General features: G+C 34.8%; 9 protein-coding genes. 3 read left to right on the forward strand and 6 right to left on the reverse strand.

The genetic code is table 11. The features are described 5' to 3' along the window. Positions 1-51: 51 nt before the first annotated feature. From IC221_RS12675 to IC221_RS12690, 4 genes are all read right to left on the reverse strand, one after another. Positions 52-2,052, reverse strand: a complete 2,001-nt coding sequence (locus IC221_RS12675) for a SpoIIE family protein phosphatase (RefSeq protein ID WP_188169324.1) — start codon at positions 2,050-2,052, stop codon at positions 52-54. 299 nt (positions 2,053-2,351) lie between these two features. After that, positions 2,352-5,456: an efflux RND transporter permease subunit gene (locus IC221_RS12680; protein ID WP_188169325.1), complete on the reverse strand. Its 3,105-nt coding sequence runs from the start codon at positions 5,454-5,456 to the stop codon at positions 2,352-2,354. Positions 5,457-5,463: 7 nt separating this feature from the next. Then, a complete protein-coding gene (locus IC221_RS12685) occupies positions 5,464-6,573 on the reverse strand; it encodes an efflux RND transporter periplasmic adaptor subunit (RefSeq protein ID WP_188169326.1) in 1,110 nt (369 codons plus the stop codon). Positions 6,574-6,580: 7 nt separating this feature from the next. After that, positions 6,581-8,986 (reverse strand): TolC family protein, encoded by a 2,406-nt coding sequence (locus IC221_RS12690; protein WP_188169327.1) that lies wholly within the window; start codon positions 8,984-8,986, stop codon positions 6,581-6,583. Between the two features lie 624 nt (positions 8,987-9,610). Between IC221_RS12690 and IC221_RS12695 the strand changes: the two genes are divergently transcribed. From IC221_RS12695 to IC221_RS12705, 3 genes are read left to right on the forward strand one after another with little or no spacing between them, the layout of a single operon-like run. Then, a complete protein-coding gene (locus tag IC221_RS12695; protein WP_188169328.1) occupies positions 9,611-11,032 on the forward strand; it encodes an MBL fold metallo-hydrolase RNA specificity domain-containing protein in 1,422 nt (473 codons plus the stop codon). After that, complete coding sequence (locus tag IC221_RS12700; RefSeq protein WP_188169329.1) at positions 11,032-11,943, forward strand: Rossmann-like and DUF2520 domain-containing protein; 912 nt, start codon at positions 11,032-11,034, stop codon at positions 11,941-11,943. The genes IC221_RS12695 and IC221_RS12700 overlap by 1 nt, the downstream gene beginning before the upstream one ends. A 42-nt stretch (positions 11,944-11,985) precedes the next feature. Then, complete coding sequence (locus IC221_RS12705) at positions 11,986-12,642, forward strand: protein phosphatase 2C domain-containing protein (protein ID WP_188169330.1); 657 nt, start codon at positions 11,986-11,988, stop codon at positions 12,640-12,642. A 3-nt stretch (positions 12,643-12,645) separates the two neighbouring features. Here IC221_RS12705 and IC221_RS12710 read toward each other — a convergent pair whose 3' ends face one another. Together IC221_RS12710 and IC221_RS12715 are read right to left on the reverse strand one after the other, a co-directional pair. Next, positions 12,646-13,284, reverse strand: a complete 639-nt coding sequence (locus IC221_RS12710) for a DNA-3-methyladenine glycosylase (protein WP_188169331.1) — start codon at positions 13,282-13,284, stop codon at positions 12,646-12,648. Positions 13,285-14,019: 735 nt separating this feature from the next. Beyond that, on the reverse strand, positions 14,020-15,522 hold the full coding sequence (locus tag IC221_RS12715) for a sigma 54-interacting transcriptional regulator (protein WP_188169332.1): 1,503 nt from the start codon (positions 15,520-15,522) through the stop codon (positions 14,020-14,022). Positions 15,523-15,530 lie beyond the last annotated feature (8 nt).

Raw genomic sequence — 15,530 nt, forward strand, 5'->3', positions numbered from 1 at the left:
GTATATTTTTGTTCACTATTTAATGTGTTTAAAAAAATTGTTCTCTATTATTTAAAGCTTAAAACCAAGAACTAATATATCATCTGTTTGTGTTTCGTTTTGTTGCTTCCTCCACGATTCAAAACGGTTCAACAATATCTTTTCTTGCTCTTGTGCAGGATACTGATGTATTTCCTCCATCAACTGTCTGAACCTTTTCACTAAAAATTTTTTATTATTAGGTCCGCCCAATTGATCTTGATAACCATCGGAATAGAAATAAATAAAAGTCTCTTCTTTACTAAAATCGACGTCATAGTTATTAAAAGAAGAGCTATTCAAGTCCATTCCACCGATACTTCTTCGATCTCCTTTCATAACAAATTGCCTACCATTTTGATAGTAAAGCCAAGAATTTTTTGCACTACTTACCACAGCTTTCTTTTTTGTGTAGTTAATTAATGCTATTGATATATCCATACCATCTTGAACTCCATAACTCTCATGTTGTTTTAAAGTTTTCTGTAATTGTAGGTGAAGGTTCTCTAAAATATCTTTTGGTGAAGTGATATGTTTCACTTTTATGATCTCATTCAAAAGCCCTGTACCAATAAGTGACATAAAAGCACCAGGGACACCGTGCCCGGTACAATCACTACATGCTATTATTGCCATTTCATCTTCTACGCCTTCAAGCATCCCTGAAGAGTAATAGAAATCACCAGAAACGAGATCTCTTGGCTTATAAAATAACACTAACTCTTTAAACAATTTTTCAATATTCGAACGTATTGGGAGTGATGCATTTTGGATTCTTGTGGCATAGTTTACCCCTGCCGAAATCCTTCTGTTCTTAGAGTCAATTAATTCTACATATTCTTGTAAATGATCTCTTTGTGCAGCAATTTCTTCCGCTTGAATTTCAATCTTGAAGTTCTTATCAGAAATTTTTTGATACGCCACCTTCAAGTCTTTATAAAATCTATATAGAAAGTAAATAAATATACCACTGACTACGAAAATGATGACTAACACATAAATAAACTTCTCTTGGTCGTTCATCACTCGCTCATTATACTCTTTCTCTAATTTGAGAGAATAGATTTCTGAGATGTGCTTATCAGATTCATACGATGATTTTATTTTCTCTACCCTTGTTTCAATTTCAATATTATCAATTTTAGATTTTACTTCATTAAACTCCGTTACATAATGATATGCTGCTTTCCAGTTGTTATCCTCATGCTCAATATTGGCCAATAATTCACATACATCTTTAATGAAAAACATTGCCTCCAATGATTTTGCAAGCTCATAAACTTCTAAAGCTTGCTTTCTAGCTAATTCAAGGTTTGAGGACATGAAGTAATATTCAGCAGACATCAATTTATATTCACACAAAGCATATTGATCATCAAAAACTTCGAAGTGTAATAGTGCTTCGTTAATATAAGCTGTTGCCTCTTCCATTTCACCAAGGTTGGCATATATCTGTGCTTTAATGGCTAAAACGTACGCTTCTTCTTCTTTGAAATTATATTTAATGGCACTAACGTAAGCTTCATCTTCATATTTCAAACCTAATTGATTATGCCCCCACTTCATGTATACTTCACCAATGTTGAGTAGCATACTCACCTCGTGCCTTCTTTGTTCGAGTGTAATCTCATCCGCTTCGTACATTCCGCTTCGAATGGATTCTAAACCTTTCAAATAATATTCAAGAGCCTTTTTGTAATCTCGTTTTCTGAAATAATAGACTCCTATATTATTGCAAATGGTGGATACATCAGGCCAATCTTTGATTTCTTCTGAAATGTGCAATGCCTTTATGGTATTCTCAAACCCTTTCGTGATCTCCCCTTTCTTTAAAAAATAGCTTCCACTTAACTGATAAGAAAAACTTTCTGCCTCTTTATCACCAATATCTAAAGCCAACTGCTTTAACCTTTCTGTAAAGAAAAGCGTTGAATCTGAGAGTAAATTCAAATGTTTTAAGGAAGTGTCTTTCAAAGAGGCAATATCAGCCTTAGGGGTATTCTCAGCGAGAGAAATACCAAACGAACATAACAATAGTATTATGAAAAGGGTAAGTTCAGAACCAAACTTTTTTATATAGACAATATTTATTCGCAAGCCTTTTGTATGATATGAATAGAGTCTTGTTATATAAAATTATAAAAATACTTAGCTAAATCCAAGTTTTTTTATGGATGTAGTGTCAAACGGACGTGTGCAATTGAATTTACTGATAATTTCACAATGTTATATGCATGAATTATAAAATAGTTATTCAAAAAAAATCGTGAGGATAATGCATAAATAATACAATATCCTCACGATAATGATACGGTTTTAACTACAAAAGAGCATTATAAATTTGAGCCGTCGTAATTTTTAAATTTTACTTTATAAAACAAACTATAAAAAACAGGCACTAATACTAAAGTGAGTACAGTAGCAAACAACAACCCAAACAGTAAACTGATGGCTAAAGGTTCAAACATAATTCCTCCTCCTAACCATAAAGGGATTAAACCACAAACTGTAGTGGCGGTTGTCAATAATATTGGTCTAAATCGCTCTGTAGCAGCGGCTACAATTGCATCTGCTGCCGATCTGCTATTCTCCGTTAATTCTATCTCTATTCTATCAATCAATACAATTCCATTGTTGATCACAATTCCAGCTAATGAAACGAGCCCAAGAAATCCAAAAAATCCCATGTAAGAATTTGTGATAAAGAGACCGTAATAGACGCCAATAGCTCCCATTGGAATCGTTAATAAAATAATCAATGCTTTCTTTATAGAATTGAATTGTCCAACCAATAATAAAATAATAATACAAAACGAAAGAGGTAAAAAAGCTACAACAGAACCGATACCTGATTGTGATTTTTCGATATCTCCACCAAAATCATAAAAATAACCTGTATCCCATTCTTTTTGATTTTCCTCCAACCAAGGGGTCACTTGACTCATCACGGCATTGGAGGTAGTATTTTTATCGACATTTGCCGTCACTGTTATGGTCTTGAAAAGGTCGTATCTCTTAATCTTAGTAAACTGCCAATTCGTAATGATGTCAGCCACTTGCTTTAATGGTACATTATTTCCATTCATCTGAGAATAAATGTTGATCGATTCCAACTGTCTTAAAGAATACTCTCCATCATGACTGTCTTTCATCATAATTGGAATAGACTCATCATCTTCTCGATAACGGTCCAATTCTACACCAGAAATACTTGTCAACATTGACATTGCTATATCTTGATTGGTTACCCCTGCCAATTCTGCACGATCCGGATCAATTTTAATAATAAACTTCTTGGTTTTCAATCCCCAATCGTCATTAATATCTTTTGTACCAGGAGTTTCTGCAAGTTTTGTTTTAACCTTGTTGACCAACTCATATAAAACCAGCGGGTCTCGGCCTGAAATACGAACTTCAATTGGATTATCGGCTCCACCTGCACTTCCCAGTCGTTTTATTCGTGGCTGCAAATCCGGGAAATTATTAAAGCAATACCAATCCAAACTATCAATGACAACTTGATTAAATTCATTGGATGTTGTATTGACTAAAATATGGGCGGTATAGGATGATTTTTCAGGTGCTTGATAACCCAAATCATATTTTGGAGCACCTTCTCCAACATATGAAGTATAGTCTAAAATTCCTTCTTCATTATTTTGAGCCTGTTCGGCACTTAACAAGAATCTTTTCAAATATTCATCGACCTTTTTAACTACATCTTTTGTCACTGAAATATCTGATGTCATTGGTAATTCGAGGTTGACAGTGACCAAAGCCCTATCCGAATCAGGCATAAAAATGAAAGGCACATGAGGTGCTATTTTTGTCATGGATAAAAAACAAAGGGCTATTATTCCAAGAAACAAAATAGGACGTTTTAAATTCCACACTAAAAACGGTTTATAATAGCCCATCAATTTATCAAAATAGCTCTTATCAGCCTCATTCGTTACATCTTTAGGTTTTACTTTTATCAAGTAGATAGATAACAATGGAATCAAAGTAATTGACATGACCCATGAACTCATTAAAGCAATTGTAATTACCACGAATATTGGCCCTACGACTTCTCCCATCGTGGACTTTGCAAGGAAAAAAGCAAGGAAAGCTGCCGATGTAGTCAATGTAGAAATCAATAAAGGCACCATCAATTCTTTTGCTGAATCAATTGCTGCATTATATACCTTTACCCCTCTTTCCATTTTCACCATGATTGACTCTGACATCACAATGGCGTTATCTACTAACATGCCTAATGCCATAATTAAAGCAGCCAATGAAATCTGATTTAGACCTACATCTACCAAACCCATTATCACAAATGTTATAACAATCGTTGAAGGAATTAAAGCTGACACTACAAGACCGGTTCTTAATCCTAAGAAAAGAAGCATTACTGCTAATACTGTAGCGACAGATTGTAATAGATTACTGACAAAACTATCTACAGAAGATTCAACATATAAATCAGCTGAAGCAGTTCTCGTAAACTCGATTCCCCAAGGATATTGTTCCTGATAATACTTGATTTTCTCATCAATTTCTTGTCCTAACTGCACAATATTACCTCCATCTTTGAGTTTCACACCTAATGAAATAGCAGGTTGTCCTGAAACCGTTACAATACTTTCTGTCGGATCTTTATATCCTCTTCTAATCTTTGCAATGTCTCCTAAATGAACCGATTGACCATTTTGTAACGGTATAACTACTTTCTCTATTTGGCTCACCGCATCAAAACTACCAGTTGGTTCTAAAATGATTCTTTCTGTGCCAAATTTCACATCACCACCAGGAAATATAATATTTGTATTGGCAATCGCATTCTTAATCATATTGGTTGTTAATCCGTATTTTGAGACGGCTGCATTGTCAAATTCCACGAAAACATTTTCTATTTGTTCTCCTACAATCTCAACACGAGCGGCGTTAGGAAGCTTTATCAAACCATCTTTCACATCCTTGGCAATATCATAAAGTTCCTTGTAAGAATAACCCTCTCCAGTGATGGAATAAATTACACCAAACACATCTACAATGTCTTCATCTTTGATTTGAACTTCACAACCACTGGGTAAATCAGGTTTCACCTCATCCACTCTCCTCCTAATCTTATCATAGATAGGTTGCATCTCTGAATACATCTCTTTTATTTCTAATGTAATGATGGATACATTATTTCTCGATTCAGATTTTATGGATTTAAGTTCTGAAACTTGCTGTAATTGCTTCTCTATCTTATCGGTCACCAACATCTCCACTCTCTCAGGTGATCCTCCTGGATAAGTGGTAATAATGGAAACAAACCTTACTGTAAAAGGAGGCATACTATCTCGTGGCATGGTTTCATAAGTTTGAAAACCAATAAAGCCCAACAAGACCACAAGGGTGAAAGTAAGAACGTTGTATTTAATTGAAAATTCGGTAATGTTCATAGGGCTTCTAAATCTTCTGTTGGTATTTTTTAAGGAACTTTACTTTTAAGCCATCACTGATTTTTGTGACGCCACTTGTCACCACTATTTCGCCTTCTTTTAATCCTTTTTCTACAATGAAACCTTTACCACTCAAGTCTCCGATCTCTATTGCTTTATAATGCACTATTCCCGTCTTATCATCTAATTTTTCAACGGTATATACAAAGCGTTGACCATTAACAGCTTCTCCCACTGCATCTACTGGTACAATCATATAAGGTTCTGAAGATTTTTGTTGAACTTGGAAAGTTACATTTGCAGACATACCAGGTCTTACATTTTGCGATTTAGAGTCTAGTAATACGGTAACTGGAAATGTAGACGACACATCCGCAACATAAGATAACTTTGTAATTTTCCCTTTAAAGTTCTTACCACTTACCGATGTAAAAGACACATCAACTTTATCGCCTACTTTAATTTTAGAAATGTATTTTTCTGGAATTCCAACTTTTATTTCAAGGTCATTACCTGAAGCGAATTTCACCACTGGATTACCTGCCATGATATTTTCATTTCTTGAGGCAATCTTCTCCGCAATAATTCCATCCATCGGGACATACAGTTTATAATAGCTCAACTCTCGTCGCTTAAGGTCTTCCGTTTGTTGACTATTTTTATAAGCTGCTTTTGCAGAAGAAAAAGAATTTTTTGCCTGTTCATATTCAGAAAGTGAAACGTTATTCGCTTCATACAACTTCTTTGTCCTGTCCAAACTTGCTTTCATCGTTTCCAATTGTACTTTGGCACTTTGAGTTTGAGCTACCGTTTGTTGAAAAGCAATTTTAGCATCAGAATCATCAATGGTTGCTATGAGTTGTCCTTTTTTCACTACATCTCCTTCCACTACTTTAATACTTGTCAAAACGCCACTCACTCTAAAACTCAGTTGAGATTCTGTTCCTGCTTTAGAGACACCTGCAAAAGTTTGGAAAGCTTCTCCTCCCGAAAAATAAACTTGTGTATAGCGAACGGGTCTAATCACTTCTTCCTGTTTTTCTTCTTCTTTGGCACAACTCCCTAATAATTGTCCGAAGCATAAGAAAAAAATTAACTTTAATAATATATTTTTCATTTGGATGTTATCTATCTAGATTATTTAATAATTCATTGATTTCGCTGGCCGTTGCTTCTCTTTCCGCATCTGTTTGAAGAAGGCTAAAAGTTCCTACAGCTCTTTGTATTTTCATTGAAGACTGTAAAAACTGATAGACTGCATTGGCTGCATTTTGTTCTGATTCAAAGGCGTTGTTTTGTGCGTCAATTAATTCAATAATTGATACTCTACCTTTTGAATAGTTATCTCTTACAATTTCAAAGTTTTTTTGAGCCGCTTCCATTGCTTCTCTAGAATTTGTAATATTAGTACTCGTACTTGCCAACTCATACAATGCTGCTCTCACCTCTTTCTCTACATCAAGATTGATTTGCCTTTGCTGAGACTCTAATTGTAATTTATCATATTTCGTTTTTTGATAATTCCTACTTTTCTGAAAGCCCGAAAACAAAGGAATGGATGCTACAACAGATATACTCCAATTTTGATCTAATGGATCTAAACCAGTGGTTCCACCTGGAATAACAATGGATTCAGTTCCACTTCCTCCTCTTGCTAAAAATCGATTGTAAGATCCTTGTAAAGCCACTTCTGGAATAAACCTGTTTCTGCTATCGGATGATTGTTGGCGTTGTATGGCTAACATTTGAGCTGCGTACTGCTGAACAATTGGTCTTTGAACTACAGCTTTCTCTACTATGTAATCTGATATAATTAGCAAAGAAATGGGGTCATTGACTAGATTGGCCATCCCCTCGGAAGCTAAACCTGCATATATCCCATCGGTCAACTCCACATCTCTTACATAAATAGGAGCACTCATTTGTCTGTTCAATAGATTATTTAGAACCAACATTTGTTGTCTTTCCTGTAGATTAGCATCGATCACTTGTTGTTCTGATTGTGCTAAATTCGATTGCCAACGGTAGACGTCTGAATTTCCAGAGTAACCTACATTTTCTCTTAATTGAGCGATTTCTAAATTACGTTTGGTTGACTCTAAGTAGCGCTCCGTGATTTGGATTTGTGTTTTTGCGTAGAGTAAATTAAAATAAGCTACTGCTGATTGATAAACTACATCTAACATTACTTGCTCATTTCCTGCTTTTCTTGATTGTTGAAGGTATTTTTGAACTCTTGCATTGACAAAAACCTTTTCTGAATAAATCACCTGTTGGAGTTCCAATGTTCCTAACAATTGCCTTTCTGCTCGTGTTCCAAATGCTCTATCTGCAGTCTGAGGATCAATCCATGTTCCAGCCAAAGAGGCATTTATAGAAGGCATTAATGCTGAATTGGCTACTCTTCGAAGTTCATCCCCACTCAATGTACCATATTGAGATGCTTTATAGTTCATATTCTCTGCAATGGCTTCATCAATGACATTTTCCAAACTCAATTGTTCACTCTCATCTGGCACTGCATCGATCCATTCGGCATTGAAAATGACATTCCATTTGGGGAGGTATGATAATTTACCTGCCACTTCGGCATTCAGTACAATTTTCTCATCGTAATCAACTCGTACAGGTAAATCTTTAGCATTCACATTTTCATAAAAGATAGATTCTATATTCAATGCCACTCTTCTTGCAATTATATCAAACTTATCTTCTGTTTTAAGGCCTACCAAAGCACCATTTTGAACCCCTTGTTCTCCTTCAGCAGAAAAAACAAATAATCCTCTATCCGCTAATGCTTCAAACAATTGCTGCTTCTTTTCATCAGGGAGTTTAAACATATAAGAAGCATAAACTGCATCATAAGTTGTATCTATTTGATTCAACAGTTCATCAATATCATCCTTTACCCCAAAGGCCGTATATTCCACTCCTATTTCTTTGACTATTCTATCTAAAGGTTTGGCGGGAGAATACAGATGATGGATGTAGTCATCAAATAGCACTGCAATTTTTTCGTACTTAATGGCATCATGAAAAGTAATAATATCGGTTTTCAAGGAGGAACTCGTCAATATAAAGTTGAGGTTATCAATCCCTGTCGTTCCATTTTCTGTCAAAGGGACTCCTTGGCCTTTGGGGTCTATTACTCCCCATAAGATTGTAGGCTTTGTTAACTCTTTTTTTTGTATTGCGATGGTCGAACCTAAAACGCCCAAACATATCACAACATCCACCTCTTCCTCTTTTTGTAAACGCTCAAATTGTTGATGAGCTAACGTATTATCCCAATCACTTGACAGCTGATATTGGTCTGGGAAGGTAACATTGTAGGAGGAGCCCATCACGGCAGGGACCTCTTTCTCTAAAATATCAATAAACTTAGACTCTTTATATACTTGAGCATCATACAAAATACCTATTTTAAGGTCTTTGACTGGATCTTGACTAAATGCTCTTGGAGTATAAAAAGAAGAAATAGATAGTAATAAGAATATTGATAAGGTTAAGTTCTTTGTAGTGTTAAACATATTCTGTAGTATACAATTTACTTTGTTATAAGCTACAAAAATGTGTACTAGAAATGAAGGAAAAAACTTATCTGACTTTCTATAATGTCAAAAAATCTTAGATTAAAATAATTTTCTGTTACAATGTTACATTCTTAACATAAAAAAAGAACAGAATACTTTTACAATAAGCACCCTGTCCTCTTGAATGGTAAAGAATCAGTAATTTCTAATATACTTAGTTAACTGAAAGTAGTAAAACAGAATGTTCTCATTTTAATACCTGTTTGTCAACAAAGGTATTGGGTTCAAAACAAACTTCTACTACCCCAAAGGGTAGTTTATAAGTCAAATGGTAAATAATAATCGTCCTACATAAAATGTTATTTCATGATGATTGAAAATAATTATTGGATTTTACTTCTATTAGTGGACGTTCATATTAAATTTGTAAGTACTCTATCAAAAATCGTTATCCTTTTTGTCTTGCTTTCTTTTTGTGAGTAAAATATAAATATTAATGCAACACCTATTTGTAGTGTGATTCAAAGTTTATTAAATACAGTTATCACATATCAGTAGGAAGCTTTAAAAGGATTGTTGATAGAATACATATGACTTTTAGATTATAAATACAATAACTGAATGAGACTTACATTTTGGGGAGCAGCCGAAAAGGTAACAGGTAGTATGACGTTACTGACTTTGGATGATGGATATCAAATATTAATTGATTGCGGGATAGATATGTCAAATATGGCTGAAACGGACCCATTATACCCTACTTCAGCTTTACCTTTTGATGCTTCATTAGTCAATGTAGTTTTATTATCGCACGCCCATTTAGACCACTCGGGAAAACTTCCCAATTTATATAAAGAAGGATTTGAAGGACAAATTCTTTGTACCTCTGCCACTGCATCGCTTACTCAAATCCTATTGGAAGATTCTGCTCGTATCAACCAACGTAAGTTAAAGGCATACAGCAAAAGGAAATCCAGAGGTTTAAGTTTAGATCATTTCAACTTTATTCCCGAAAACCTCTACACTACACCCGAAGTGAGTGACACCATGAAAGAAGTGGTCCCTATTCAATTCAAAAGAAGGTTTAATATAAAGCCAGGAGTTTGGGTCACATTCCTTCCCGCAGGTCACCTTTTAGGGGCCGCACATATTTTAGTGGAAGTAGAAGAAGGAGGAGTGGAAAAATCATTTCTCTTCTCTGGCGACATCGGAAGGAAAAACTACCCTCTTTTACAAGATCCCATCGAATTGCCTCAAGCCGATTATGTAATTTGTGAAACTACTTATGGTAATAGAGAACATAGCAAAATCGATGATTCTACAAAGGAATTACAAGAGGTTATCAAAAGAGCGTGTATTGATATTCCGGGACGCTTGATTATTCCAGCTTTCAGTATTGGAAGAACACAAGCAGTACTTTTTGAATTACATAAACTCTTTGAAGAGGGGAAGTTACCAAGAATTAAGGTTTTTGCAGATTCTCCTTTAGCCATGCAGAGTAATAGGATCTACGAAGATTTCCTATATTTACTTAATCAAGAGGCCAAAGACTTCAAAGAAGATTACGACTCTTTATTCAATTTTGAAAATATTGAATACGCTCAGAAGCAAAATGATAGCAAGGCCATTTCTAATTATAATGAGCCCTATATCATTATTTCATCTTCTGGAATGTTAGAGGGAGGACGCATCCAACATCATATACAAGCAAATATGGAAAATCCTTATGCCACTGTGCTTATGGTAGGTTTTTCTGCCGAAGGTACTCTTGGAGCAAGACTTAGAGATAATGAAGGCTATTTAAGGATTGGAAATGAAGACTTGAAAGTCAATTGTAAAATTGAACAAACGGATTCTTTCAGTGGTCATGGGGATGTCAATGATCTACAAAACTTCATTCAACAGCAAGACAAAAATAAAGTCACACAAATCTTTTTAAATCATGGTGAAGAAGAATCCATGGTCGCATTTAAAGAAAGAATCGAAAATTTAGGATATAAAAACGTTGTGATCCCACAAAAGGGACATGAATTTATAGTATAATGATGAGGGTAACTTTAATAGGTTCGGGGAGAGTAGCTACTCACTTAGGTACGGTACTGGAAGATAAGGGTGTAGTGATTGAAGAAGTGTACAGCAGAAATAAAAAGAACGCCAAAAAACTAGCAAAGAAGTTTTATGATGCACGACCTACTGATCAATTAGATTTTTCAGATAGTATTGCTGAGATCTTTATCATAGCCGTTGCAGATAATGCCATTCAAGAAGTGGCTGATACTATCAAGTTGCCAAATCATAAAGCGATCTTGGTCCACACTTCTGGTGCTACACCGCTAGAAGTACTGTCAGGTAGCACTTTGTACACTGGCGTATTCTATCCTCTACAGACATTTTCTTTTGGCAAAAAGATTAAATTTAGTGAAGTTCCCATCTGTATCGATGCTACTGCTAAAACAGCATTAGATCAGTTGGCACAATTGGCTGAAGTCATTACTCCAAAGGTGTTTCATTTGAATAGTGAGGAAAGAAAAAGACTTCATATCGCGGCCGTTTTTGCTTGTAATTTCACAAATTATCTTCTTGAAGTTTCTTCTCAAATCATTGAGACTTCAGGTTTATCTTTTCAGGAACTTCAACCTCTTGTTCAAGAAACGATAGATAAAGCCTTCTCACTTCCTTCTCCTATTGATGGACAAACAGGCCCCGCTGTACGTCATGATCACAAGACAATCAAAAGACACTTAGATGTTTTGTCATTGGAGTCTGATGAATACAAATACCTATATGAACATTTTACAGACATTCTTCAAAATAAGAAAGGACAGTATGTCAATGCTGAGATGATCAAAAAGCTCCATGAATTGGAAGAACAAAAAGATCTACAAGCACAATTGAATGACATGGGTGACACGCTTTCTCAAGAAGATGAAGATTATCTTGATTTAGAAGAATAAAAAATAGGGTAATCATTGGAAAAAAACGCTTTTAAAAGAAAAATGATTATCCAAACTTTATCAAAAAGAGGGCATCAACATGAAAACAATGAAGATGCTCTTTTCTATCGTATTCTTCAGAATAGATTTGTAATTAGTGCCGTGATGGACGGTTGTACCTCAGCCATTGAAAGTCAGTTTGCTTCTTTGCTCTTTAAAAAGGTATTGAGTAATTCATGTCAGCGTTTATTATCACACCATAACAGCTTAGAGGATTTAAACCTTTCTATGATTGGGAATGAAATCCTACATTCTTTTTTCACCCAAATACAATTGACTCAACGATTACTTTCGTTAAGCTATGATGAATTGGCGAGTACTTTACTCTTAAACGTAACGGATACAAACACCAAATACACTGTGACTTATTGTGCTGGAGATGGTTTGATAGGCATTGATGGGCATTGGAAAAAAATAGACCAAAACAATGTCCCAGACTTTTTATGCTACCACTTACAGCATAGTTTCCAAAACTGGTTCAATCATCATATTATCCATTTCACCCATCACTTTAAAGAATCTGTTATCATCAGTACAGATGGTATTTATAGTTTCAAGGACAAGATTGATTTAGCTACTGTTAATTATGAGTATATCTCAGAACTTTGCTCCTCCAAGGAGCATTATGACGATATTAGTATGGTCTTTATTCAACTTTGAAAATTATTTAGAAATAGGATCATTTAACTCCTCTATCGCTCCACCTGCAATAGCCCATAGATATAAGCTGGCCACAGAACCGTAAGGAGAAAAGCGTTTCTTATATTTCAAAAATCTTTCTTTTGAAACCTCTCTATGACGATATAACATTCTTATGCCTCTAATAATTGCTAAATCACCATACGATAAAATGTCTTTTCTTTGCATTGAAAAGATCATGAGCATCTCTGCTGTCCATTCACCTATTCCTTTTAAGGAAGAAAGTGCTTCAATTACTGATTCATCTGACTGTTGCTGTAAACACTCAATATCAAATTCATTGGTAATTACCTTTGATGTAAAATTCTTAATATAAGATGCTTTTCGGAAAGAAATTCCAATACTTTGTAAAGATTCATCAGACAGTTTCTCAATGTTCTCTGCTGTCACATCTCCTATTTTATCTTTTAGCCTTTCCCAAATGGTTTCTTGTGCCCTTGTGGAGATTTGTTGACCAATAATAATTTTAATGATGGAAGAAAATAGATCTGGGTTAACGCTCCGCTGAATCATACCTATTCTCTCAATGGCTGCTTTTAGTTTTTTATCTTTTTTCTTAAGAAACTCTATTTCTATTTCACTGTATTGGAAGTATTTTGACATTTTACCTTTAGTTATTAGAATAATATGAATGTTGTAAAATAAGTTTTTTCGTTAATTAATTTAATTTCTACTATGAAGTATAAATGGTTGTGTATTATGGTACGCGAGGACGTTGCAATGCAACGACCCTACAGAACTGCATTTTAGAAGATAATTATTAAACCCTATTTTTTTGATCTGTAATCAGGCAGTCATTTAGTAGTATCTAAATCGGCCTTGAAGGGAAAAGCGTTAAGAATTTCATGTATAGAGCCGTTAAAAATGATTTTCTTGTTTGAGCTTTAGCGAGTTTAAAATCATTTAGGCGAAAGAAATGAAATTTAGCTTTTGACTTCTAAGCCTAGACTTTTTTGCTTCGTTTTTGTGTTAAGACAAAAATGAAGAAGAAGGAAGCTTGGAAGTAGACCCTATAAAGTTTAGAAGAAATATGAATTATAATTTAACGAAAACTTAGTTTAAAACGTAACGAGCAGCTGAACCTTTAAAATTGGAAAACTGCTAAAATTCAAATATAAGCAGTTGTAACCTCAAATGATAGAGATTAGAATTAGGGCAATAAAAAAACAGTGATGGATCATTAACCCATCACTGTCACAACTAAATTGATATGATTATCATAATTGTTATATCTAACAACTACTATTTTTTTATACTCACTATTTTTAACGGCGTTACAAATAGATCGATTTACCCTAAAAGGTCTTTTATTATACCAATTTGTCCAAGTTGTATTTTTTATAAATCTTCATCATCCGAAAAGTTCATCATACCTGTCAGTAAATCAGAGAAACTCATACTTGACGTAAGATTATGTTTACTTAACTGACTGAATTCAGCTAAACCATGCAGTACGAATTCCATTCTGTAGTAAATTTCATCTACAGGCTCATTCGGATATTTTTTCTCTACAATTGCTCTAAGGTTCGGAACTGAATCCAATACCTTTCTAAATTTTTCATTGCTCGATGCATGAATCAAATCCACTTTATAACCTTCTCCAAACCACTCTACGATAGGCTGGTATAAATTATCCCCAAGCTTTTTGGCCTGTTCGGGAGATGGGAAGTAATTAGTAAATTGTTTTCTGATTGCTTTACTGATAAGACTTTGTGCAACCTCGCCTGCTCCTTCTTGTTCTCCTTCGTATACCAATTCAATTTTTCCTGTAATGGCAGGTATAGTCCCTATAAGATCTGCCACCCTTACATAAGTTACATTTTCATTGTTGATTAAAAGTCTACGCTCAGCCGAAGAGTACAAGTTTTCAAGTGCTGAAATTGTTAAACGGGCTGAAACTCCACTTTTCTCATCCACAAACTCGTTGGCTCTCGCTTCAAAAGCAATTTGTTCAATTAGATTACGAGTGATATCGTTGACCTTGATCACTTCCTTTTGTGAAGGTTTAATATTAGCCTCTTGCTCTGTGATCTTCTTCGCAATCTGTAAATCTTTAGGATAATGTGTTATAATTTGTGTCTCGATCCTATCTTTCAAAGGAGTAACAATGCTACCACGATTTGTATAATCTTCTGGGTTGGCTGTAAATACAAATTGGATATCCAACGGTAATCTTAGCTTGAAACCTCTGATTTGAATATCTCCTTCTTGTAATATATTGAAAAGGGAAACCTGAATTCTTGGTTGTAAATCAGGCAATTCATTGATCACAAATAAACCTCTATGTGATCGAGGAATTAACCCATAATGAATAACTCTTTCATCGGAGTAACTTAATTTATTTGCCGCGGCTTTGATAGGGTCAATGTCACCAATCAAGTCAGCAACACTTACATCTGGCGTTGCTAATTTTTCAGTGTAACGGTCATCTCTCGACCACCATTCAATTTCTGTCTCATCTCCTTTTGTATTGATGAGTTCTTTTGCTTTAAATGATAAAGGTGCTAGTGGATCATCATTCAGTTCTGTTCCTTTCACCACCGGAATTACATCATCTAAAAGATTGATCAAAAGTCGAGCAATTCTAGTTTTTGCTTGACCTCTCAAACCTAATAAATTGATGTTATGCATCGACAAAATTCCTCTTTCAAGTTCCGGAATCACGGTCTCCTCATAACCCCAAATCTCTGGAAAAGGACTTTCATTTTGCTTTAATTTTTCTATTAAATTATCCCTTAATTCTTGTTTAACGGATTTGGACTGATAACCTGAAGCTTTTAATTCACCAAGCGTTTGAATCTGTTTTTTTTCCTCTGTAGAAAGTTGAGTGTAATTTTTCATGTATTTCT

Source organism: Flammeovirga sp. EKP202, assembly GCF_014534745.1.
In the GTDB taxonomy this organism is placed as follows: Bacteria; Bacteroidota; Bacteroidia; order Cytophagales; family Flammeovirgaceae; genus Flammeovirga.

Excerpts from the sequence above, each read along its gene's own strand:
- IC221_RS12680 (WP_188169325.1), bottom strand. The coding sequence starts at position 5,456 with ATGAACATTACCGAATTTTCAATTAAATACAACGTTCTTACTTTCACC.
- IC221_RS12685 (WP_188169326.1), bottom strand. The coding sequence starts at position 6,573 with ATGAAAAATATATTATTAAAGTTAATTTTTTTCTTATGCTTCGGACAA.
- IC221_RS12690 (WP_188169327.1), bottom strand. The coding sequence starts at position 8,986 with ATGTTTAACACTACAAAGAACTTAACCTTATCAATATTCTTATTACTA.
- IC221_RS12695 (WP_188169328.1), top strand. The coding sequence starts at position 9,611 with ATGAGACTTACATTTTGGGGAGCAGCCGAAAAGGTAACAGGTAGTATG.
- IC221_RS12700 (WP_188169329.1), top strand. The coding sequence starts at position 11,032 with ATGATGAGGGTAACTTTAATAGGTTCGGGGAGAGTAGCTACTCACTTA.
- IC221_RS12705 (WP_188169330.1), top strand. The coding sequence starts at position 11,986 with ATGATTATCCAAACTTTATCAAAAAGAGGGCATCAACATGAAAACAAT.
- IC221_RS12710 (WP_188169331.1), bottom strand. The coding sequence starts at position 13,284 with ATGTCAAAATACTTCCAATACAGTGAAATAGAAATAGAGTTTCTTAAG.
- IC221_RS12715 (WP_188169332.1), bottom strand. The coding sequence starts at position 15,522 with ATGAAAAATTACACTCAACTTTCTACAGAGGAAAAAAAACAGATTCAA.